Annotated in this window: 19 protein-coding genes, 1 tRNA gene and 2 pseudogenes; 12 read left to right on the top strand and 10 right to left on the bottom strand. The window is 67.1% G+C overall.

What is annotated here, in order from left to right; all coding sequences use genetic code 11:
- On the bottom strand, window positions 1–468 hold a 468-nt coding region (locus ATB1_RS09665), incomplete at its 3' end, for a GNAT family N-acetyltransferase (protein ID WP_042663515.1).
- Window positions 469–582: 114 nt separating this feature from the next.
- Here ATB1_RS09665 and ATB1_RS09660 point away from each other — a divergent pair.
- The gene (locus ATB1_RS09660) at window positions 583–1,080 is read left to right on the top strand and encodes a DUF5812 family protein (RefSeq protein ID WP_042663514.1); all 498 of its coding nucleotides are present in this window, start codon (window positions 583–585) and stop codon (window positions 1,078–1,080) included.
- Between the two features lie 58 nt (window positions 1,081–1,138).
- On the opposite strand, the gene ATB1_RS09655 is transcribed toward ATB1_RS09660, so the two are convergent.
- A complete protein-coding gene (locus tag ATB1_RS09655; protein WP_042663513.1) occupies window positions 1,139–1,480 on the bottom strand; it encodes a hypothetical protein in 342 nt (113 codons plus the stop codon).
- A gap of 127 nt (window positions 1,481–1,607) precedes the next feature.
- On the opposite strand from ATB1_RS09655, the gene secF reads away from it, so the two are divergent.
- The 3 genes from secF (at window position 1,608) to ATB1_RS09640 (ending at window position 4,562) form a co-directional block, all read left to right on the top strand.
- Window positions 1,608–2,471 (top strand): protein translocase subunit SecF, encoded by an 864-nt coding sequence (secF, locus tag ATB1_RS09650; RefSeq protein WP_042663512.1) that lies wholly within the window; start codon window positions 1,608–1,610, stop codon window positions 2,469–2,471.
- A complete protein-coding gene (gene secD / locus ATB1_RS09645) occupies window positions 2,468–4,039 on the top strand; it encodes a preprotein translocase subunit SecD (RefSeq protein WP_042663511.1) in 1,572 nt (523 codons plus the stop codon). Before secF ends, secD begins: the two co-directional genes overlap by 4 nt.
- A gap of 295 nt (window positions 4,040–4,334) precedes the next feature.
- A complete protein-coding gene (locus tag ATB1_RS09640; RefSeq protein ID WP_042663510.1) occupies window positions 4,335–4,562 on the top strand; it encodes a hypothetical protein in 228 nt (75 codons plus the stop codon).
- Window positions 4,563–4,631: 69 nt separating this feature from the next.
- Here the strand turns inward: ATB1_RS09640 and rnhB are convergent, their stop codons facing one another.
- Window positions 4,632–5,279: a ribonuclease HII gene (gene rnhB / locus ATB1_RS09635; RefSeq protein ID WP_042663509.1), complete on the bottom strand. Its 648-nt coding sequence runs from the start codon at window positions 5,277–5,279 to the stop codon at window positions 4,632–4,634.
- Window positions 5,280–5,357: 78 nt separating this feature from the next.
- The gene (locus ATB1_RS09630; protein WP_042663508.1) at window positions 5,358–6,644 is read right to left on the bottom strand and encodes a tRNA pseudouridine(54/55) synthase Pus10; all 1,287 of its coding nucleotides are present in this window, start codon (window positions 6,642–6,644) and stop codon (window positions 5,358–5,360) included.
- A 231-nt stretch (window positions 6,645–6,875) separates the two neighbouring features.
- On the opposite strand from ATB1_RS09630, the gene ATB1_RS09625 reads away from it, so the two are divergent.
- On the top strand, window positions 6,876–7,817 hold the full coding sequence (locus ATB1_RS09625; protein WP_042663507.1) for a DMT family transporter: 942 nt from the start codon (window positions 6,876–6,878) through the stop codon (window positions 7,815–7,817).
- Window positions 7,818–7,955: 138 nt separating this feature from the next.
- Here ATB1_RS09625 and ATB1_RS09620 read toward each other — a convergent pair whose 3' ends face one another.
- From ATB1_RS09620 to ATB1_RS09600, 5 genes are all read right to left on the bottom strand, one after another.
- Entirely contained in the window at window positions 7,956–8,591 is a 636-nt protein-coding gene (locus ATB1_RS09620; protein WP_042663506.1) for a twin-arginine translocation signal domain-containing protein, read from the bottom strand.
- A 100-nt stretch (window positions 8,592–8,691) separates the two neighbouring features.
- Window positions 8,692–9,273 carry a DUF4112 domain-containing protein gene (locus tag ATB1_RS09615; protein WP_042663516.1) on the bottom strand — a complete coding sequence of 194 codons (582 nt, stop codon included), beginning with the start codon at window positions 9,271–9,273 and terminating at the stop codon, window positions 8,692–8,694.
- 217 nt (window positions 9,274–9,490) lie between these two features.
- Window positions 9,491–10,792 carry a malate synthase AceB gene (gene aceB / locus ATB1_RS09610; protein ID WP_042663505.1) on the bottom strand — a complete coding sequence of 434 codons (1,302 nt, stop codon included), beginning with the start codon at window positions 10,790–10,792 and terminating at the stop codon, window positions 9,491–9,493.
- Window positions 10,785–11,822, bottom strand: coding sequence for an isocitrate lyase (gene aceA / locus ATB1_RS09605; protein ID WP_008577906.1), 1,038 nt, complete (start codon window positions 11,820–11,822; stop codon window positions 10,785–10,787). The genes aceB and aceA overlap by 8 nt, the downstream gene beginning before the upstream one ends.
- Window positions 11,819–12,073, bottom strand: a complete 255-nt coding sequence (locus ATB1_RS09600; RefSeq protein WP_042663504.1) for a hypothetical protein — start codon at window positions 12,071–12,073, stop codon at window positions 11,819–11,821. The genes aceA and ATB1_RS09600 overlap by 4 nt, the downstream gene beginning before the upstream one ends.
- A gap of 348 nt (window positions 12,074–12,421) precedes the next feature.
- Here ATB1_RS09600 and ATB1_RS09595 point away from each other — a divergent pair.
- From ATB1_RS09595 to ATB1_RS09580, 4 genes and pseudogenes are all read left to right on the top strand, one after another.
- Window positions 12,422–13,271, top strand: a pseudogene (locus ATB1_RS09595) (ABC transporter ATP-binding protein); the annotation flags it as partial.
- Between the two features lie 102 nt (window positions 13,272–13,373).
- Window positions 13,374–14,150, top strand: coding sequence for an ABC transporter permease (locus ATB1_RS09590; RefSeq protein ID WP_042663503.1), 777 nt, complete (start codon window positions 13,374–13,376; stop codon window positions 14,148–14,150).
- A gap of 146 nt (window positions 14,151–14,296) precedes the next feature.
- A pseudogene (locus ATB1_RS24100) lies at window positions 14,297–15,198 on the top strand (S49 family peptidase).
- Window positions 15,185–16,204 carry a hypothetical protein gene (locus tag ATB1_RS09580; RefSeq protein WP_042663502.1) on the top strand — a complete coding sequence of 340 codons (1,020 nt, stop codon included), beginning with the start codon at window positions 15,185–15,187 and terminating at the stop codon, window positions 16,202–16,204. The pseudogene ATB1_RS24100 and the gene ATB1_RS09580 overlap by 14 nt, the downstream one beginning before the upstream one ends.
- A gap of 184 nt (window positions 16,205–16,388) precedes the next feature.
- On the opposite strand, the gene ATB1_RS09575 is transcribed toward ATB1_RS09580, so the two are convergent.
- Window positions 16,389–18,290, bottom strand: coding sequence for an ABC transporter ATP-binding protein (locus ATB1_RS09575; protein ID WP_042663501.1), 1,902 nt, complete (start codon window positions 18,288–18,290; stop codon window positions 16,389–16,391).
- Window positions 18,291–18,458: 168 nt separating this feature from the next.
- On the opposite strand from ATB1_RS09575, the gene trmY reads away from it, so the two are divergent.
- From trmY to ATB1_RS09560, 3 genes are all read left to right on the top strand, one after another.
- Window positions 18,459–19,055: a tRNA (pseudouridine(54)-N(1))-methyltransferase TrmY gene (gene trmY, locus ATB1_RS09570; protein WP_042663500.1), complete on the top strand. Its 597-nt coding sequence runs from the start codon at window positions 18,459–18,461 to the stop codon at window positions 19,053–19,055.
- Between the two features lie 84 nt (window positions 19,056–19,139).
- Window positions 19,140–19,212, top strand: a tRNA-Pro gene (locus ATB1_RS09565).
- A gap of 522 nt (window positions 19,213–19,734) precedes the next feature.
- Window positions 19,735–20,973: an ABC transporter substrate-binding protein gene (locus tag ATB1_RS09560; protein ID WP_042663499.1), complete on the top strand. Its 1,239-nt coding sequence runs from the start codon at window positions 19,735–19,737 to the stop codon at window positions 20,971–20,973.
- The last annotated feature ends 243 nt before the right edge of the window (window positions 20,974–21,216 follow it).

The following is a 21,216-nucleotide window of genomic DNA, read 5'->3' as shown; positions in this document are numbered from 1 at the left end:
GGCCCGCGAGACGAGCGCGGTGGCGATACCGCGGTTCCGCGCCTCGGGCGCGACGAATACCCGGCGGACATAGCCGCCGGGGAAGGTTACGTCGGCCTCCAGCGGGTGAACGTGATACGTCAGGCCGGGGTCGCCGAGGAAGAGATAGCCGACGGGGTCGGAGTCCGCGACTTCACCGTTCTCACCGCCCTCGCCGTCTCTCTCGGCTCTCCCGGCGTCGAACGCGCACACCGCCGTCTCGTCGTCTCTGAGTTCGGAAAACGCGTCGTAGCGGGTTTCGAACTGCGTCGCCTCCGCGGGGTCGAGCGCGCGAATCTCGACTCCCGCCGGAGGGTCGCGGTCGGCGTCCGCCGCCTCAGCGTCCGCGACGTACTCGTCCATCTGCGTCGCCGTGAGTCCGCGGGCCTTGAGCGCGTCGTAGACGCGGCGGGCCGTTTCGGTCCGGGTCAACCGCCAGAGCGCGGGCATCGTCAGTCGCGTCGAAGCGCGGCGAGAAAAGCCCACCGTCGCCGTGCGTATCGGTGGCACACGCGGTCGAAAGCGCCCGAAACGGGGAAAAGGCCCGGTTGCTTACACCGAGTGATGACCGAGTCCGAGCCCGAATCCGAATCCGAGTCCGAGCGAACGGGAACGTTTCTCGTCACCGCCGCCGACGAGGAGTCGGCCGTCCTGAAGGACGTTCACTCCGGGCAGGTTCACGCGCTCTCGTCGAACCCCGGCGTCTCCGAGGACGAAGCCGTCCGCGGGACCGTCGCGCCCGACCCGCCGATGAACGTCTCGTGGCAGCTCGTCGAGGTCGACTCGCGCTGGACCGTCTCCGTCGAGCGCTCCACCGAGTCACCGACGACGAACTCCCGCGACATCGCCGCGGACAACCCCGACGGCGAACTCGTCCGGGAGGAACGCGCCGGAACCGGCGAGATTCACGTCCTGTCGGTCCCCGACGACATGACCGAACAGGCCGTCGACGACATCCTCTCGGACCGCGAGGGGCTGCTCTCGCGGGCCGCCAGACTCGACGTGAATCGCGTCGAAATCCGCTCGCAGCCGGGCGTCGTCGCGGTCCGCTACATGCCCTGAGTCGGTTCTTTTCTGCTCTCCGGTCGCTCGTCTTCTCGCGCTCCCGCTTCGCCTTTTGCTACCGCTGTGTTCCGGTCGAGGAGACGGGACCGTCCGCGCTCTGGACGCACCACCCGCCGTGGACGCTTCCCTCGCGCTCGACGAACTCGACGGTCGTCTCCTCGCCGATTCGGGTCGCGTCCGCGGGGTCGAGCCCTTCCACGCGGAGCGTCAGCGTCAACGCGTCGCCGCAACAGCCCACGTCGAGGAACTCCTCCCACTCGTCGCCCGGCGCGGCGTCCTCGTGGACCCGCTGCAGGTAGGTCACGAAGTGGTCGGTGGTCAGCTGGTCGCGGCCCCACGCGCTGAGTTCGTCGGGGAAGGAGACGACCACGCGGGTCGCCGTCTGGTCGGTCGCCATACCTCACGATTGTCGGCCAACGATTATGGGCCTGTCGCGGGTTCGCCGCGCGCCCGTCAGACCGTTTCACAGCCGAGACCGTCCGCGGATAAGAAACCTTATTCGGCACCGCTCAGGACCGCAACCCATGGTTGAGTTTACGGTACCGGAGGTAGACTACACCCGGTACACGAATCGCCAACTCGTGGCCGTCCCCCTCGCGGTCCTCGCGGTGGCCCTCTTGGTCATCGGAGGGTGGTACGTCGCGACTGGCGCGCCGGTGAACCCGGGCGTCGATTTCACCGGCGGGACCGAACTCCGTATCGCAACGGATGCCCCGCAAAGCGAGGTCGCCGCGGCCTTCGACAGTCAGCCCGAATCGATTCGTTCCGTCGCGGCCGACGGAACGTACGTCGTGACCTTCCAGTCCGGGAGCGCGACGTCGAGTGAACTCCAGACACAAGCCGAAGACGCCGGCTTCGAAGTCCGGTCTATCGACGCGGTGTCCGCTAACTTCGGCTCCGAGACGCAACTGCTCGCCCTCGGTGGCCTCGCGGTCGCCTTCGCGGGCATGAGTATCCTCGTGTTCGCCATGTTCCGCTCGTTCGTTCCCTCCATCGCGGTCGTCGTCTCGGCGTTCTCCGACATCGTCATCCCGGTGGCGCTGATGAACCTCCTCGGCATCGAGCTATCGCTGGGGACCGTCGCCGCCCTCCTGATGCTCATCGGGTACTCGGTGGACTCGGACATCCTCCTGAACAACCACGTCCTCCGACGGTCCGGTGACTTCTACGAGTCCACCGCGCGCGCCATGCGCACCGGTGTGACCATGACGCTCACGTCCATCGCGGCGATGATCGTCATGACCATCACGGCGACGCTGTTCGGGATTCAACTGCTCGCCGCCATCGGTACGGTCCTCGTGTTCGGCCTCACCGCCGACCTGATGAACACCTACATGCTGAACGTGACCCTCCTCCGCTGGTACAAGTTCGAGGGGGTGGCCCGATGAGCACGCTCCGCGACAACTGGCGGGTCATCTTCCTCGTCGTCGCCATCCTGCTTTCGACGTTCGCCCTCTTCTCGCCGACCATCGGGGGCCAGTCCCCAATCGGTGAGGACAACAGCGCGACGAACCTCAAGTTCGGCCTCCAACTCGACGGCGGGACGCGCATCCGCGCGCCGCTCGTCGGCGTCACGGCCGAGGACGTCGAGTTCGAAGGCGATTCCGAGCGCGTCGTCGAACGGCAGGTCGCCGCCCAGTTGGCGGGGGCTGACGCCGCAGACATCATCGCCCGAACTGGCGCTGAGTCAAGCACGGTCGAAGCGACCCTGGAGAACGTCACGGCCGACGACCTGAGCGCCGCGCTCGACGCCGCGGGCTACGCCCACGGCGAGGTCAGAGACGGCGTAACCGAGACGACCCGAGCCGAGACGGTCCGCGTCCTCCAGTCGAAGATCAACGAGGCCGGCCTCTCCGGCGGGACGGTCCAGCAGGTGACCACGGCGACGGGCGAGCACTTCATCCTCGTCGAGGTCCCCAACCGCGACCAGTCCGACGTCGTCGACCTCGTCGGCGAGCGCGGGACGGTCCAGATCGACATCTACTACCCGACCTCGCAGAACGGCACGCGGACCTACGAGACGCGCGAGGCCGTCCTGACGCAGGCCGACTTCACCTCCATCGGGACCGCACAGGAGTCCCAGACGGGAAGCGGAGCGTTCGTCCCCGTCTCCGTCCGCGACGAGCCCGCACCGGAGTTCCAGACGGCAGTTCAGGACACCGGCCTCGCCCAACCCGGCGGGACGCGGTGTACCTATATGGAAGACGGCGGCGAGAACACGACCGAGGGCTGTCTCCTCCTCGTCGTCAACGGCGAGGTCGTCAACGCCTTCGGGATGAGCCCCGGACTCGCGGACTCCATGCGGGCCGGCGAGTGGGCCGGCGCGCCGAGCTTCCAGCTCCAGACGCGCAACACGTCCGAGGCGCAGGAAATCGCCATCAACCTCCGCGCCGGCGCGCTGCCGGCCAGCCTCGACCTCTCGGGCGAGGACAGCGGCACCTCGTCGTACATCTCCCCGAGTCAGGGTGAGAGCTTCAAGTTCGACTCGCTCATCACGGGTATCATCGCGGTGCTCGCGGTCGCTGGCGTCGTCTTCGTCCGCTACGGCAAACCGCAGGTCGCCCTGCCGATGATCGTCACCGGCCTCTCGGAGGTGTACATTCTCCTCGGGTTCGCCGCCGCCATCGGCTACCCGCTGGACCTCTCTGTCATCGCCGGCTTCATCGCCGTCATCGGGACCGGGGTGGACGACCTCATCATCATCGCCGACGAGGTGATGGCCGAGGGCTCCGTGACCTCGCGCAAGGTCTTCCAGTCGCGGTTCCGCCGGGCCTTCTGGGTCATCGGCGCGGCCGCCGCGACGACCATCATCGCCATGAGCCCGCTCGCCGTGCTCTCGCTCGGCGACCTGCAGGGCTTCGCCATCTTCACCATCCTCGGCGTCATCGTCGGCGTGCTCGTCACCCGCCCGGCGTACGGTGACATCCTCCGACTCCTCCTGACCGAGGACCGCTGAGGCCGACCCCACTCCGGCCGACGCGTCTCTTTCTCCCGTCCGGTACGACTCCGACCTCGGGCACTGCGAACCGCCGATTCCGCACGCTCGGACAGCCTCGGCGATTCTCGCAGTTGATACCCCCGTCCCCGTGCGAATGTTCGCTATCTCAGAATCGGAAGACTGCGGCGGTTTCGATCGTCCCCGCCGGGGGATACTCGCCGATAGAATCATATAGACTGCCTATAAAACACTGCTTGAAGCGGCAACCAAGCAACCGCCGCCCGTCGGTAATCACGGTGCACGCACTCCACTCATGGACGACACGACAGTTCGACACGACGAGACGGACGCGACGACCCGGCCGGACGCCTCGCGGCGGTCCGCCGGGGACGACGAGGAGTTCGTCGCCATCGTCGCCCCGTACGACGACGCACCTGACGAGTGCACCATCTTCCCCGCAGGACTCTCCGAAGACGAGTTGCTGACGACGTGGCTCTCCGCGCAGGAAGGCGGGTACGTCGCGCTCGCCGAGATGCGGTAGCCCCGCTCAGCGACCCGTTTTCGAACCACCCCGACCCTCCACTTTTTCGACCGCCGGTCCCGCGACGCCTCAGAAGTCCCCCAGCGACGACTGTTCGTGGGCGGCCATGAGGTCGGCGCAGGTGGACCACGACTTCCGCGCGCAGTCCGGCAGGATTCCGTGTTCGCGGACGTACTCCCGCAGGAAATCGCGGGTGGTTCCGTCGCTCGGGTAGCCGCTTCCCACCTCGCCGTACTCGTCGGCGATGGCCTCGACCCGCCGGTCGCGTTCGACCTTCGCCACGACGCTCGCCGCGCCGACGATGGCGTGTTCGTCGTCCGCGCGGTGCTGGGCGTGGACCTCGACCGAGACGCCCGCCTCGGCCAGTCCCTCGCGGACGCGGCGGCCGAATCTGGACTCGCTCACGTCGCCCGCGTCGCAGACGAGCTCGTCGGCGGCGTCGGCGACGTCGGCGGCCGCTTCGACCTGCGCCCGGACGGTCAGCAGGTTCATGTCCGTCTCGGGGTCGTCGATGGTCTCCGGTTCGACGAACGCGACGCCGACTTCGATGTCGTCGCGCTCCCGGAGTTTCGCGGCGAGTTCCTCGCGCCGCTCGGGAGCGAGTCGCTTCGAGTCGGCGATTCCGTCCGGGAGGGCGTCGGGGTCCGCCCGGACCGCCGCGGCGACCATCGGACCCAACACGGGTCCCTTTCCGGCCTCGTCGACGCCGATGTGCATATCTGGTCGGGTCTTGGGGTGGAGAATTAGAGGTTGCGGTCCGCGACGACGCCCGTGGGGGGTCCCGGGGGTCTCGTTTCAGTCCTTGAAGAACTCGTCGTCCTCGAACGGTTCGTCCTCGCCTTCGACCGCGATGACGTCGAGCGCGGTGACGACCGCGCCCGTGTCGAGGATGCCGGCGAGGCTCGGGTTGGTTCGGCCCTCGTCGCCGGAGACCAGTTCCTTGATGTAGAGGCCGCCCTCGCCGTGGATTTCGACGGTCGCGTGGCGCGCGTCTTCGAGGTCGCCGGTGGCGTCGTAGACGTGGCGGGTGCGGGTGATGCTCGCGCGGCGGTGGTCGACGCGGTGCGGGGTGTACTGCTCGATTGTCGCGCCGGTGAGTTCGTCAAGCGCGGCTTGCAGGTCCTCGTCGGTCACGTCGTCGTCGAACTCGACGGCGGCGCGGTACTCCTTGCTCGCGTCGAGCTTCTTCACGCGCTCGACCATGTCGTAGGTGGCGAGGTGGAGTCCTTCGACTTCGATTTCGCCGTCGGCCATCGCGTTGATGTCGCCTTCGAGCTGTTCCACGTCGATACTGCGGCGACGCGGCTCCATGATTTCGACCACGAACGGCCGGCCGGTGCCGAGCATGAGCGCGTCCACGTCCTCGCGGCCCGCGCCGTGGAACTTCGCGTCGACGCCGTCCATCACGTCCGTCACGACGGGGGCGACGAAGCCCTCGACGCTGTCCTCGTAGAGGTAGCCGGAGCCGCCGCAGTAGTCGCACGGCTCTTTGCCCTTGTAGCCCGAGCCGTCGCACTCGCGGTACAATGGCCACTCGGTCTGCGGGATGTCGCGCGCGAGTTTCCGGTAGCGCCCGTAGACGAACGCGGAGTTGAGCTGCGCCTCGACGGTGTCGGCCTCGATGTCGAGGAGGAACTGCACGTCCGGTCGGGTGAAGTCCACCTCGGTGCCGGTGAGCCGGCCCACCCGCTTTCCGACCTCGCGGTTGAACTCGGATTTGAACAGTTCGCCGGCGTCCTCGGGCAGGCCCGCACCCTCGCGGAGGAGCAGTTCGTTCTCCTCGACCAGCGGCGGCGCGCGGGTGCCGACCTGATACGTCTCGACCTCAACGTCCTCGATGGCCTCTGCACAGCGTTCCGCCCACTCGTCGAACTCGGCGCAGGCCCCCTCGCAGACCCAGCAGTCCTCGGTCTCGACGGCCTCGTACGGCTCGTCGTCGTCGAGGGCGGCGGCGACCCGGAGCGACTTGCCTCGCTCGGCGTTCGTCAGCCCGAAACTGCGCTCGGCGAAGGCCCGGCCCAGACAGGCGTCGCAGACCGGCCCGCTCTCGGCGAGCGCTCGCGCGTCCTCAAGGATGCTCATGGTCGGTCTCTATCGGGGCGCGCGTAACTAGCTTACTTTGTTCGTCGGGTCGTCGCGGCACGGCTTGGCGACAGACCTCAGAACAGCGCTGTTTGTCAACACGGCCCGAGTGGAGTGCTATCTCGGCTCCGAGAAATTTGATGTACGGCGGCGTGGTACGCCGCTTCAACACCCGGCTCTCCGGTCGATATCTCGTGTCTCTCAATACAGCAAACGAATCGGACGCTCGCACTGTTCTCGACCATCGCGGTCCTCTGGGGGACCTCCTTCATGGCCATCGAGGTCGGTCTCGACGCCCTCCCGCCCGTGCTGTTCGCCGCCCTCCGGTACGACGTGGCCGGCGTCGTGCTGTTCGTCTACGGCCTGCTCGCGGCGGAGGACTGGCGACCCCGCGGCCGCGACGAGTGGCTCGTCGTCTTCGTCGGCGGCGCGCTCCTCATCGGCGCGCACTTCTCGCTTCTGTTCTCCGGCCAGCGGTACGTGACGAGCGGCGTCTCGGCCATCGTCATCAGCCTCGCGCCCGTCCTCACGCCGTTTTTCGCGTGGCCGATGCTGCCCGAGGAGCGCCTCGACGCGTTCGGCTTCCTCGGCGTCCTGCTGGGGCTGGCCGGAACGGTGGTCATCGCCCTCGCCTCGGGGTCGGTCGGCGGCCAACTCCTCGGCGTCGTCCTGCTGTTTCTCGCCGCCGCGGCGTGGGCGTTCGGCTCGGTGCTCGTCAAGCGCCTCCCCGGAAATCCGCCCGTCGTCGCGATGCAGGCGTGGATGATGCTCCTCGGCGCGGGCATGCTCCACGTCACGAGCCCCGTCCTCGGCGAACCCGGCCTCGCGAGCGTGGCGTGGTCACCGCTCGTCGTCGCCGCGCTGCTCTTTTTGGCCGTGCTGTGCAGCGCCGTCGGCTTCATCGCCTACTTCGTCCTGCTCGACCGCATCGGCGCTGTCGAAATCAGCCTCGTCAACTACGTCACGCCGGTCGTTGCCGCCGTTTCAGGCTGGGCGTTCCTCGGCGAGCGCATCGGCCCCGTCACCGTCTCCGGCTTCGCGCTCATCCTCCTCGGCTTCGCGTTCATGAAGCGCGACGCGCTCGGCCCGCTGGCTCGTCGCTTCGGCGTCCGCGCCGGCCTCGTCGCGCCCGAACCGGCGACCGACTCGGACGCCCTGCCGACCGACGACTGAGTCCGCCCCACCCCGTCCCGCGGGGGGTCGCGGTCCCGTCGCTTCGGGCGTGGCCGCGCGAATATCGAACCCCGTTCGAGTCGAAAAAAGTCCCGCCGCGTCCGACGCCGGTGTCCGCGCCGGCGTCGGTCGCGTTGCTCAGTTGCTGGTCTCGTTGCCCGACGACGTGGTCGTCTCGTCGGACGTCGTGACCGTCTCGTTGGTGGCGGTCGTCGTCGTCGCCGTCTCGTTCATCGTGGTTTCGTTCGTGGACGTCGTCGTAGTCGTCCCGTTCGTCGTCGTTTCGTTTGTGGTCGTCTCGTTCGCAGTCGTCGTGGTCGCGGTCCCCTCGGCGGCGACTTCGTGGGTCGCGAGGACTTCCTCGGCACCCTCGGTGCCGACCCAGACGACTTCGACCGTCGAACCGGTCTCCGCGGACTCGATTTTCTGGAAGTTACCGACCGAGACGGGGAAGTCTTCGGTCTCTTCGCTGTCGTCGACCCACGTCGTGGCGCGCTCGTCGTCGACGGCGACGTAGACCTCGCTCGTCTCGTCGGCGGTGATCTTCTCGCCGCCCATGTGGACGACGCGGAGGACGCCGCTGTTCGTGCGGAAGGTGAGTTCGGGGTCCGGAACCTCGGCCGGTTCGGCCTCGGTCGTCGTCTCCCCGCCGGTACCGTTACCCGTCTCGTTACCCGCGGTCGGCTGTGACTCGGAGCCACCGCCCATACAACCGGCGGTGGTGAGGAGGGCTCCCGTCGCGGCGACGCTCTTCAGGAAGGTACGTCGTTCCATACGCCACGGTTTGCAAGCTAGTATATATGTCTTGTAGTTTACAGTTTGGGGATGGATAACGACTCACACGACTGATTCTCACAGTTCGTCTATCGGGTAATTACAATAGTCCAACGTGTCCGAACACCCACAGGGCAACGAGCACCGTGGCCGCGCCGAGCGCGACGAGTAGGAGAGTGATGACGGCGACCGCGGCCAAGAGGAAGCGCCGGTCGGCCGCCGCGGCCGCGGGAGAGGCGTCGTCGTATCGGGCTTCCAACAGCCGGACGTTCCGGGCGTTCGCCTTCCACGCCGCGTCGAACACGTCGCCGACGAGCGGGAGCGACCCGACGGTCGCGTCGAGGACGACGTTGCCGAGCATCCGCGCGAGCGTCGCCCGCGGGACGCCGAGCATCGCGGCCTCGACGAGGATGTACGCCGAGAGCGCCGATGCCGTCGCGTCGCCGATTCCCGGAACGAGCCCCAGTATCGGGTCGAGGCCGACGCGGTAGTTCGTCCCCGGAACCTCGAACGCCTCGTCGAGGTAGAAACTCACCGCGCGGAGCCGCGCGAGGGTCTCTTCGTCGCCGACGCCCGCCGACTCGAAGTCGACGACTGCGTCGGGTTTCAGCGGGTCGTCAGCGCCGCTGTCGCCGTCGCTCGCCGCCGCGGGCGTCGCCGGGGTGTTCCTCGAATCGTTCACACGTGTCAACTCGCGCGGGCGGACCTTGAGAATAGCGTCGGCCGGGGTCGAACTGGAGCGGTCGGAACGGACCACACGCGAGACTGCCAAAAAGAAGCGCGACGCGTCGCCCCCACGGTTCGGGCGGGCGCGTCGCAGAGCTACGAAACCGGACGCCGTCGTCTGACCAAGCCGGACGCGGGGCCGACGGCGGACCCCCTGTGGTCGGTGCCCGCGCTCAGAGGCCCACCTCCATCGCGCGCTCGACGACGCCCGCGCCGTAGCGCTCCTCTAACTCCTCGTGTTGGTCCGGACGGTGTTCGTACACGTCTTGGAACAGGCTGATGGGCGTCATCGCGGCCTGATAGGTCGCCTCGTCCCACATGCGGTCCTTTTCGATGTCGATTTCGGTGCCGCCGATGCGGAGCGTCGCGGACTGCGTCATGGCGATCGCGCCGCGGCCGGCTTCCTTTGCCGCCTCGAACTCCTCCATGGAGTCGACGATGTCGTCCATGCTCGGGACGTACGAGGTCAGGCCGAGCAGTTCCTCGCGGAGTTCGTCCGCGGTGAGCTCCCGCGCGTCGCCGCCGACGCGGAGTTCGTAGCCGTCGTCGGTGGCTTCGAGCGAGAGGCGGTCGCCGTCGTACACCTCGACGCCGTCCTCGGACGCGAGTTCGACCTCCTCGCCGCCCGCGTCGAGGAGCCAACTGCCGGTCTTCGGGGGAAGCGGCGAGGTGTTGGCCTCGACGACCTGTCCGGGCGTGAGAGACCAGATGCCGAGCATCCCCTTCGCCTGATTCTCGGTCATGCGCTCGCGGTAGCCCTCCACGTCGCGGATGTCGTCGTAGGGACCGTCGACGGCGATACAACCGGCGGCGCTGGCCCCGCGAGAGGTGTTGTGTCGAAGCTCCGGCCACGCCGGGAGTTCGCCCGTCGGCGTCATGGCGCGCATGTCCTTCGTGTAGTCGACCTCGCCGTCGACGAGGAGGAACAGCCGTTCGAGGTTGTTCGTCGGCTTGCCCATCTCGTCGCGGAGGTCGCCCATGGCGAGTTCGGCCGCGCCGCTCTCGATGATGACCGACATGGCGAGGCTCCCCTCGTCGAGTCCGTGCTCGTTCTCGACGATGGTGAAGCACTCGTCGGCCTTCTTCCAGTCGTCGATGCCGCCGACCTCGGGGATGACGAAGCCGTCGATGTGCTCGACCGCGCCCCGCTCGGGGTCGGTAATATCGAGCATGTGCTGGAAGCCCTGATACCGGGTCTCGGGGCTGTCGCGGTGCCAGACCATCCGCGGGTGAATCTCGCCGGGGAAGTCGGCTCCGCGTTCCGCGACGACCTCGACGATGTTCTCGGCCCCCTCGTCGCGCATCGACGGCGCGGTGGCGTCCTCGTTGTCGGGGACCCACACGTCGGGCGCTTGCATCCCGCGGAGGCCGGCCGCCCGTCGGAGCATCTTCGCGGAGTCGTCTTCGCCCTCGACGGCCGTCGGCGAGGTGAAGAACGTCCGCACGAACTCGCGGTCGTGTCTGCGCTCAGTCATCGTCGTTGCTCGTAATGGGGTCGGCCTGCTCCTCGCTGAACCCTTCGGACTCCTCGATGCGGCGGCGCGCCTCGGGGTCGAACTGCGTCTCGATGTCCTGGTACCGCGAGACGAACGACAGTTCGTGGTGGCTCTCGGTCGGGTGGTCGAGGTAGCGCTGTTCGAGGTCGAACTGGCCTTCCTCGTCCCGTTCGGCGAGCTTCTTGAAGTCCTCGTAGACGGCGTGCGCGCCCGAGTGGAGGCCGAACAGCGTGATGAAGATGTACTTGTAGCCGAGGTCGCCCAGCTCCTGGAACGTCAGCGGGTCCTCCTCTTCGGACCACGCGAACGACGACGAGTAGTTGAACGCGAGCTTCAGGTCCGGGTGGGTCTCGTGAATCTCCTCGGCGTAGGCGACGGCGTCCTCCCGTGAGGGGTTCGGCATCTCGGGCCAGACGATGTCGACGCCGGCGTCGGCGTAGATGCGGCCGCGTTCGACGTGTTCGTCCCAGTCACCGTTCGAGGAGCCGTAGGCGTCGGTGCGGGCGATGACGACCGTGTCCTCCGACTGCTTGGCGTCGACGGCGGCCTCGAAGCGAGCCTTGGCCTTCTCGCGGGAGACGATTTGCTTGCCCGCGATGTGGCCGCAGCGCTTGGGCGTCGTCTGGTCTTCGATGTGGACGGCGGCGACGCCGGCCTTCTCGTACTCACGGACGGCGCGGCGGACGTTGTGGATGCCGCCGTAGCCCGTGTCGCAGTCGGCGATGACCGGCAGGTTCGTCGCCTCGACCATGCGCTTTGCGTTCTCGACCATCTCGGTCATCGTGACCATCTCCAAGTCGGGGAAGCCGAACTGCCCGAGGACCGTCGAGTAGCCGGACATGTAGGCGGCGTCGTGGCCCGTCATCTCGGCGAGGCGGGCGTCGAGCGCGTGGTACATGCCGGGCGCGAACACGAAGTCCTGCGTGTTCAGCATCTCCCGCAGTTCGCGGGCCTTCTGGTTGTCAACATCCTGTGCGAAGACGTCGCTGTCGAGTTCGGTCGGGTTCATTGGGTGTCGGTGGGCTGCATCGTTCGCTCGATGCGGTTCAGTTGGGCGCGGAGCGCGGCGAGTTCGCGCCGAATCGTCGTCATCTCGTCGTCCTCGCCCGGTTGTCGGATGAAGGGGACGAGCGGCGCGTCCATGTTCTCCTCGTTGTTGGGGTAGCGCCGCGCGGCGCGGGGACGAGTCGTCGTCGAGCGAGGGGTGGTCGGCGTGCGGGTCGTCGTGTCGGTTCGGGTCGTGTTGTCGCGGTCTGTCATCGGTTACGTCGGTGGTGTCGGCGGTCGGTAGCGGTCGGTTCGTATCGCGGTCGTCGAGCGGTCGGTCGCGTGGTGTGCTGCGGATACTACCATCGGATGTCTCCTCACCCGGTTCGACTGCCGAGAACTATTAATAGTTAATGATTGATAATGATAATATTAGTTAATGACTTAGTTCTGTACGGACGGATATTAGGGCCTAATTTGACACGTGGTAACACATCTGGGCTCTCCGTGCGGACTCAGAGCGTCTTCGGCTCCGTCCGGCGACCGGCCGTGCCACGCCGTGACGGGGCGTTCCGCGGACACTACGCTTAATCGCGTCCACGCCCGACGACGCACCAACGAATGGCATCCGCGATTGAGATACGCGACCTGACGAAGTCCTACGGCGACGTCCGCGCCCTCGACGGCGTCGACCTCGACGTTCCGGAGGGGTCGTTCTTCGGGCTGTTGGGGCCGAACGGGGCGGGGAAGACGACGTTCATCAACATCCTCGTCGGCCTCGTCCGCAAGACCGGCGGGAAAGCGAGCGTCTTCGGTTACGACGTGGAAGACGACTACCGCGAGGCCCGCGACCGTATCGGCCTCGCGCCGCAGGAGTTCAACGTGGACCGCTTTTTCCCCATCCGCGAAGTGCTCGAACACAAGGCGGGCTACCACGGGATTCCGCACGACGAGGCCCGCAGAGCGCGCCGACGAGGTGCTCAAGCGCGTCGGCATCTACGACAAGCGCGACACCCGCTTCGACTGGCTCTCCGGCGGGATGAAACGCCGGTTCATGCTCGCGCGGGCGCTCATCACCGACCCCGACCTGCTCATCCTCGACGAGCCGACCGCCGGGGTCGACGTGCAACTGCGCCACGAACTCTGGGAGACCATCGTCGACCTCAACGACAGCGGGACGACCATCCTGCTCACGACTCACTACATCGAGGAGGCCGAACGCCTCTGCGACGAGGTCGCCATCCTCGACTCCGGGTCCGTCATCGAGGTCGCCAGCCCCGAGGAACTGATGGACCGCGGCACCGACGACATCGTCGTCCAACTCCGTGACCCGCCGACGGCGGTGCCCGACTTCGCGGCCGACGACGACCGCGTCGAGGCCGTCGAACTGGACGGCACCCGCCTCGTCGTGACGGCACAGCAGGGCGGTCTCGTCGCCCCCGACGTGGTGCAGGCGCTCGACCGGCAGGGCCACGAAATCGTCGACCTCGAAATCTCTCGCACGTCGCTCGAAGAGGTGTTCGTCGAGATGACGAGACAGGGGCGAAGGCCGCGCCACCGCGGAGGTCGAACAATGAGTCTCACGAGCCTCGACGTGACCGGCTTTTACGCCCTGCTTCGCCGCGAAGTCCTCCGGTTCGTCCGCCGCCCGCGCAACACGTTCGTCCCGCCGTTTATCACGAACGTGCTGTACTTCTCCGTCTTCGGCGTCATCCTCGGCGAGCGCATCAACGAAATCGCGGGCGTCCCGTACATCCTGTTTATCCTCCCCGGCCTCATCGTCCTCGGGGCCGTCTCCAACGCGTTCGAGAACGCTTCGTTCTCTATCTTCCACGGCCGCTGGAACCGCTACATCGAGGAGGCGCTGACCTCGCCGCTGTCGTACACCTCGATGGTCGGCGCGTACGTCCTCTCCAGTGCGACCCGCGGGGTGCTCGTCGGCGCGCTCGTCGCCCTCATCGGGATGGTCTTTACCACCGTCGGCGTCGCCCAACCGTTCTACCTCGTCGCGTTCATGCTCGTCATCACCCTGCTGTTCGCGGGCCTCGGCGTGGTCGGCGGCCTCTGGGCCGACGACTTCGACGACCTGACGATGATGAACCAGTTCATCCTCCGGCCGCTGGTGTTCTTCGGCGGCGTCTTCTACTCGCTCAACGAGATTCCGGCGACCTTCCAGCAGGCGTCGCTCCTCAATCCGATGATATACATGGTCAACGGCGTCCGCTACGGCTTCCTCGGCGTCACCGAGGTAGACCCGAACCTCTCTCTCGGCGTGCTGACGGCGCTCACGCTCGGGGTCGTCGGTCTCAACGTCGTTCTCTTCCGGCGGGGCTACGGACTGACCGACTGAGGCCGGTCGACCCTCATCGACCGTCTCCGGGGACGACCCGCCGTAGTCGGCGCATTTCGCCCCCGTCGCCTCGCGTTCTTGTCTGAATAACTGTCTTTTACGATGACAAGTATTTTCACAGCCGCTCTAGAAGTCACGTCCGCAGTATGGTATCAAAACCCTCCTCCGCGGCGTCGACGCGGACCGTTTCGGTCCTCGCCCTCGTCGCGGCCGTCCTGGTTGGAGCATTCCTCGCCCCCGTCGTCTACGACGCGGCCGCGCCCACCCCCGACAGGGTCGCGGTCATCTCGGTCGACGGGACCATCACCTCCTACACAGCTGACCAGCTGGAAGAGGACCTCCACGAAGCGCGAGAGAACGAATCGATAAAGGCCGTCGTCCTGCAGGTCGACAGCCCCGGCGGCTCTGCCGCCGCCTCCGAGCGGATGTACTTGGCGGTCAACCGGACCGCCCAAGAGATGCCCGTCGTTTCGAGCGTCCAAGGAACGGGCGCGTCGGGCGCGTACTACGCGATGCTTCCCTCGGAGAACATCTACGTGACGCCCTCGTCGGTCATCGGGAGCGTCGGCGTCCGCGGCTCGGCACCCTACGGTGGCTCGTCCAACGAGATCCGTACCGGTCCCGACAAGGCGTCGACTCGACCCTCGACCACCGCGAAGCGCAGATTGAGACGCTGAAGCACGCCTTCGTCGGCAGCGTCATGGACCACCGCGGCGACGAACTCTCGCTGTCGCGCGAGGAGGTCGCCTACGCGAAGGTCTACACCGGCGCTCGCGCCACGCAGAACGGCTACGCCGACGACATCGGCACGCTCCAGACGGCCATCGACCGCGCCGCCTCTGAAGCCGGCCTCGAAGACTACGAGGTCGTCGAGAAGGAGCCGCCGACTCGTTCGGGAATCATCCTTCTCAGCTCGCAGAACGGTAATTCGACGGTCGTCATCGAAGAGAGTCCCATCGGCTACGACGGCGTTCGCGCGCCGCAGTTCCTGATGGTGTACGGGCAAGTGCAGTACGAAGATGAGGTGATCGGTAATGTCTCAGCGTAACTTACTCGGCGGGACGGTCGTCTTCGCGGTCGCGCTCGGCCTCATCTTGGTCGGAGCCGCGGTGGCACCCTACGCCTTCCAACTCGGCGGTAGCGCCCCGGCAGACACGGAGAACGCCGCGAAACAGGCGTTCGACGCGGACGAACTCGTCGCCACGCCCGGCCCCGAATCGGGCGACGTGACGATGGGTTCGAACGCGGAGCCGAAGACCGTCCTCATCGACGTCGCCCACGAGAACGACGTGAGCGAGGCTGATATGCAACCGCTCGTCGACGCCCTCGTCGCCAACGGTCACCAGGTGAAGTATCTCACCCGCGAGGACGCCCAGCGAGACTTCAACGGCTCGCTCCGAGCGGCTGACGCCTTCGTCGTCGTCAACCCCGAACAGCCGTACACCGGCGACCAGCTCGCCGGCCTGCGGTCGTTCGAGGACGCCGGCGGCCGCGTCGCCCTCGTCGGCGACCCGCAGTCCGCGGGCACGACGAGCGTCCTCGGTCTCATCACCGTCTCGGTGTCGACTGGCGCTGTCGGCGGCGACGCCGGACTGACCTCCGACTACGGGGTTTCGTTCGGCTCCTCGTCGCTGTACAACATGCACGACTACTACCTCAACTACGAGAACGTCTACGCCACGCCCGAGGGCGACACCGCCCTGACCGAGGGCGTCGACGAGGTCGTGTTCCGTGACGCCGCGCCGCTTTCGGTCTCGGCCGACAGCGTCTCGCCGGCGCTCGTCTCCGGCGGCGAGACCCGCGTCGAGTCGATTCGCAAGACCGGTCCGTACACGGTCGCCGCCCAGAGCGAGACGGTCGTCGCCATCGGTGACGCCGACTTCCTCGCGCCCGAATCGGCCTACGAGGCCGACAACGAGGTGCTCGTCGGCAACCTCGCGGACTTCCTCGTCTCCGGCGACAAGGAGTCCGGCGCGCCCGCCCCGGCCACGCCCGAATCCGGCGGCGAGCCCGGGTCGGCACCCGGACAGGGAACCGCCCCGACTCCGGCGTAACCGACCCGAACCGACGTGTATCGACGCGACCGGTCCACCCGTCTCAGCCACCGCGGGCGGCCGGTTGCTCGACGCCGACACCCAGCTATCACTCACGCGACCGAAGCCGGTCTCCGGCTTCGGTGCCCCAACTCGTTTCTTTCGTCACTCGTTCTCTTCGCGTCGGATGCGGCTGGCGACTTCCTCAGGCGTCTTCGCCGCCGTCGGCGGTGACCCCGTCGGCGATGCGGTCCGCGTCAGCCTCGTCGGCCGCGCGGCTTCGCTCGACCAGTCGCGCGAGGATGTCCGCGGAGACGCCCGATACGTCGCCGGCTTGGACGCCCCAGAGCGTCGCGTAGAGGCCGCCGAGTTCGACGAGTTCGTCGTGGGTTCCCGACTCGACGACTTCCCCCTCGTCGAGGACGACGATGGCGTCGGCCCGGCGGACCGTCGAGAGCCGGTGGGCGATGACGAGCGTCGTCCGGCCCGCCGAGAGGCGGTCGAGCGCGCGCTGGATGAGCAGCTCCGTCTCCGTGTCAACGGCGCTCGTCGCCTCGTCGAGGACGAGAATCCGCGGGTCTTGGAGCATCGCGCGGGCGATGGAGAGCCGCTGGCGCTGGCCACCCGAGAGCTTCACGCCGCGCTCGCCGATGCGGGTGTCGTAGCCGTCGGGGAGCCGCGAGACGAACTCGTGGGCCTCGGCGGCGCTCGCGGCCGCGACCATCTCCGCCTCGGTGGCGTCGAACGCCCCGTACAGGAGGTTCTCCCTGACCGTCCCGTCGAAGAGGTACACGTCCTGACTCACGTAGCCGATGGCCTCGCGGAGGCTCCTGGTTTCGACCCCGCGCACGTCGTGGCCGTCTACGCGGACCGACCCGCTCGTGGGTTCGTAGAGCCTGAGGAGGAGCTTCGCGACGGTGGATTTCCCCGCACCCGTGGGGCCAACGAGCGCGACGGTCTCGCCCGGTTCGGCCGTGAACGAAACGTTGCGGAGCACCTCGCGGCCGGTCGCGTAGGCGAACGAGACTCCGTCGAATTCGATGCGGCCGGCGATTGCGTCGAGGGACTCGGCGTCGGGGCCGTCGCGGACGACGGCCTCCCGGTCGGCCAATCCGAAGATGCGCTCGCCCGAGGCGCGGGCGTTCTCGTAGGAGTTGACGATGCGGCCCGCGCCGGACAGCGGGTCGATGAACCGCTGGGTCATGAACAGGAACGTGACGAACTCGCCGACGAGCAGGTCGCCCGTGAAGGGCGCTGGCGGGCCGAAGATGAGCCAGACGCCGCCGATGGCGAACGTGGCGGCGAACGCGACGCCCGCGAGGAGTTCCATCGACGGCTGGTAGAGGTAGTCGAGTCTGACGACCGCGAGCGCGCGTCGGTAGTAGTCCATGGAGGCGTCGGCGACGCGGTCGGTCTCGTAGTCCTCGGTCGCGGAGGCCTTGATGACCTCTATCCCCGAGACGTTGTTCTCGATGCGGGTGTTGAGCGCGCCGACGCTCTCGCGGAGGGCGCGGTACAGCGGCCGAATCGTCCGCATGAACCAGACGGTGAAGACGGCCAGAAGCGGGACGGCCACGAGCGTGACGACCGCGAGTTGGGCGTTCAGGTAGAACAGCACGCCCGCGATGCCGACGACGGCGACGACCAACTGGAGGCCGCCCGAGAGCGTGCTGTCGAGGAACGTCCGGAGGTTGCGCACGTCGCCGTCGAGAATCGACAGCACCTGCCCGGTCTGCTTGTCGTCGAAGAAGGCCATATCGAGTCGCTGGAGCGCGTCGTAGGTGTCCACGCGGACGGCGTGCTGGACGCGGTTCGAGTAGACCGCGAGGCCGAGTCCCTGCACCCACGAGAGCGCGACTCCGCCGACGAACGCCCCGATGACGAGCCAGAAACTCAGCCAGAACTGCCCGGAGACGGTCGTCGGTAACCACGACGACGGGACCAGCGGGAGGGCGTACGCCGTGTTTCGGAAGAACACCGCGTCGATGGCGACCCCGAGGACGAGTGCCGGCACGACCGCGATGAGTCGCCCGAGGACGCTCGCCAGTAGCCCGACGACGAACCACGCGAGGTTCTCGCGACCGTATTCGGCGAACAGGCGGACCATCGGGTCGCGCCCGGCTTTGAGGCTCACTTACCCGAGGTAAGCGTCCGGCGGATATGACGTGCGCGGTCAGGGAGATTCGCGTCTACCGCGTGCGTCGCTTCGCTTCAATCTGCCCGCTTGCCCGCGCGAGTGAACAGCAATAAGGCCTCGACGCGCCGAGTCGGATTCATGCGCCAATTCATCGTCATCGGCCACGACGCGCCGACGACGCCCGACTTCTCGCTCGACGACATCGCGGGCGGGGCCGGCCGCCTCGACGTGCTCTGTCGCTGTGTCAACTCCGCGTTCTTCCTCTCGCACGACATCCGCGAGGACGTTCGGGTCCACCTCGTCCTCGGCGACGAGTACACCGTCCGCTTCGAGGGGTCGGAACTCCGTCGACTCAACCCCGACGAACGCTCCACCGCCGCGCTGATTCGCAAGGCGCTGGAGAAGCGCGGGGAGGCAATCGGCCACATGCCCGCCGAGTCGTCACCGGGGGTTTCTATCCGCCGGATGGGCTTCGAGACGACGCTGGAGGAGGCCGCCCGCGACGCGGCCGTGGTCGAACTCCACGAGGACGGCGACCCCGTGGTTCAGGTCGAACCGCCCGAAAATCCGCTTTTCGTCCTCTCGGACCACCACGACTTCACCGACGAGGAGGCCGAGTTGCTGGCGGCCGCCGCCGACGAGCGGGTCCGCCTCGGTCCCGAGATTCTCCACGCCGACCACTCGATTACGGTCGCGCACAACTACCTCGACACCGCGGGCTATTCGCGGTACTGAGTCGAGGTCGGCGGTGTGTCACGCGGTCTGACGGTGACCCACAATCACAACTGTTAAACGCGACGGTGGCTTGCCTCAAAATGCGGGCCGGTGGGGTAGCTTGGTATCCTTCGGCCTTCGGGTGGCCGTAACCTCAGTTCGAATCTGAGCCGGCCCATTTCTACCCCTTTCAACGCCAACGAGCACCGCGTAGCGTGTGCGAGTCTCCCCGAAACGGTTGTCTGGGCGACTGAAGATTCGAACGTCTGAGCGACAGCGAGGGAAGTTCGAATCTGAGCCACCACGCCACTCGTCCTCTCTTATTGGGTGACACGGGAGGCTCTGTTAGGAGACTCACATTCCCGCTCGCAATTCACTCATCAATACGTCGAACGCGTCACTCCCCGTGCCGACAAACCGAAAACCTTCAATAGTTTAGGTCAACCTAAAACAAACGAGGGCGAGCAGTATCGACGGCTCGGCCGCTGCCTCGTCGCCGACAGACCCAAGGTGAGCGCGGAATCGGCCACACGGCCGTAGGCAGTCCAATCGCACCAAGCGGCGACGCGAGGCCGGCCCCCGACGTTTCCTGTCGGAGCCGACACTCGGCTGAACCGACGAGGCGCTGTTCGCGCTCGTGACGGCCCCGCTGTCGTCCGAGAACCGAAGCAATTATCTATTTTAGGTGGGCCTAAAAAATATGGAGCACGACGAGACGCCACGGACGGGATTGACGCGGCGCGACTACGTGAAGTACGGCGGCGCGGCCGTCGGCGGCGGCCTGCTCGCCGGCTGTACCGGGGGGAACGGTTCGGAGTCTACGGACGCCGAGACCGAATCGACGACGCAGACCGCGACCGAGACAGCCACGGACACGGAGACCGAGACGCCAGAGGACAGTTCGTACTCGGTGACGATGTCGCCGGTCGGCACCGTCGAGTTCGACGAGCCGCCGCAGAGCATCTTCACGCGGCTGACCCACCACGCGGGGATGGCGTTCGCGCTCGGCCGCGGCGACGACGTGAATGCGGTCAACGGCCCGGCGTACTACGACACGACGTGGAAGCAGTTTACGGCGAGACTCCCGGGTGTCGAGGTCGACTGGGCGGACCTGTATCCCTCGTGGGAGACGAGCAAAGAGAAGCTCTACGAACTCGACAGCGACGTGCATCTGGCCGACCCCGCGTGGGTCATCCAGCTCGAACAGTGGGACATGGACGACATCAAGGAGGTCGACGACAACATCTCGCCGTGGTTCGGTAACTCGCTGAGCGGTCGTCACGCGTCGCCGACCGACGAGTGGACCGGCGACTACGAGTATTACACGCTGTGGGAGCAGTTCGAGAAGGTCGCGCAGGTGCTCAAAGAAGAGGAGCGCTACGAGGCCCTCGCGGCCGTTCACGACGACCTGCTCGCCACCATCGAGGCGGGTCTGCCGCCGGAAGACGAGCGCCCGAGCGTGGTGCTTCTCACGGCTGCCGACATCGAAAAGCAGATCTGGGCGTACACGGTCGGCAACCCCGGATTTATGACCTCCCACATCCGGCCGCTCGCACCCCGCGACGCGTTCGAAGGCTCTATCGAGTCGGGCTCGAACGTCGACTTCGAGGCGCTGTTGGAGGCTGACCCCGACGTTATTCTCTTCCTGAGCGGGATGCAGCCGAACGTCAGTATGAACGACCTCCGGGCGACGCTCGAAGACGACCCCGTCGCCGCGGAGATTTCGGCGGTCCAGAACGGCCGCGTCTACCCGCAGGGCGCGCGCTATCAGGGTCCGATTCTCAACCTGTTCCAACTGGAGATGAGCGCCAAGCAGTTCCATCCCGAGGAGTTCGGCGCGTGGCCGACCTCGGACGGCGGTCCGTACCCCGAAATCCCGGAGGAAGAACAGCTGTTCGACCGCCAGCACGTCGCCGACATCATCAACGGCGAGTTCTGAGCGGTCGCCCACGCCGCACCGACGGCCTCGCCAACCGGCCCCGCATTCTCCGTCGCCGAACGACACAAGAGATTTGTCCCGTCCTCGACTCCACCACATAGACAGATGACGGACCGACCCGCGTTCGACCGACGGGCGTTCCTCGCCGCGCTCGGGAGCGCCGGCCTCGGGTCGCTCGCCGGGTGTTCGGCCCTCGGCGGCGACTCAAGCGAGACCACGAGCACCGCCGCCCCGACCGCCAGC

The sequence above is a fragment of the Haloferax sp. ATB1 genome (assembly GCF_000730175.1).
This window is presented reverse-complemented; position numbering and strand designations above follow the sequence as displayed.

What these genes read in the sequence shown, in the direction of transcription:
- ATB1_RS09660 (WP_042663514.1), top strand. Translation starts at nt 583, where the DNA reads ATGACCGAGTCCGAGCCCGAATCCGAATCCGAGTCCGAGCGAACGGGA.
- ATB1_RS09655 (WP_042663513.1), bottom strand. Translation starts at nt 1,480, where the DNA reads ATGGCGACCGACCAGACGGCGACCCGCGTGGTCGTCTCCTTCCCCGAC.
- secF (WP_042663512.1), top strand. Translation starts at nt 1,608, where the DNA reads ATGGTTGAGTTTACGGTACCGGAGGTAGACTACACCCGGTACACGAAT.
- secD (WP_042663511.1), top strand. Translation starts at nt 2,468, where the DNA reads ATGAGCACGCTCCGCGACAACTGGCGGGTCATCTTCCTCGTCGTCGCC.
- ATB1_RS09640 (WP_042663510.1), top strand. Translation starts at nt 4,335, where the DNA reads ATGGACGACACGACAGTTCGACACGACGAGACGGACGCGACGACCCGG.
- rnhB (WP_042663509.1), bottom strand. Translation starts at nt 5,279, where the DNA reads ATGCACATCGGCGTCGACGAGGCCGGAAAGGGACCCGTGTTGGGTCCG.
- ATB1_RS09630 (WP_042663508.1), bottom strand. Translation starts at nt 6,644, where the DNA reads ATGAGCATCCTTGAGGACGCGCGAGCGCTCGCCGAGAGCGGGCCGGTC.
- ATB1_RS09620 (WP_042663506.1), bottom strand. Translation starts at nt 8,591, where the DNA reads ATGGAACGACGTACCTTCCTGAAGAGCGTCGCCGCGACGGGAGCCCTC.
- aceB (WP_042663505.1), bottom strand. Translation starts at nt 10,792, where the DNA reads ATGACTGAGCGCAGACACGACCGCGAGTTCGTGCGGACGTTCTTCACC.
- aceA (WP_008577906.1), bottom strand. Translation starts at nt 11,822, where the DNA reads ATGAACCCGACCGAACTCGACAGCGACGTCTTCGCACAGGATGTTGAC.
- ATB1_RS09600 (WP_042663504.1), bottom strand. Translation starts at nt 12,073, where the DNA reads ATGACAGACCGCGACAACACGACCCGAACCGACACGACGACCCGCACG.
- ATB1_RS09590 (WP_042663503.1), top strand. Translation starts at nt 13,374, where the DNA reads ATGAGTCTCACGAGCCTCGACGTGACCGGCTTTTACGCCCTGCTTCGC.
- ATB1_RS09580 (WP_042663502.1), top strand. Translation starts at nt 15,185, where the DNA reads ATGTCTCAGCGTAACTTACTCGGCGGGACGGTCGTCTTCGCGGTCGCG.
- ATB1_RS09575 (WP_042663501.1), bottom strand. Translation starts at nt 18,290, where the DNA reads ATGGTCCGCCTGTTCGCCGAATACGGTCGCGAGAACCTCGCGTGGTTC.
- trmY (WP_042663500.1), top strand. Translation starts at nt 18,459, where the DNA reads ATGCGCCAATTCATCGTCATCGGCCACGACGCGCCGACGACGCCCGAC.
- ATB1_RS09560 (WP_042663499.1), top strand. Translation starts at nt 19,735, where the DNA reads ATGGAGCACGACGAGACGCCACGGACGGGATTGACGCGGCGCGACTAC.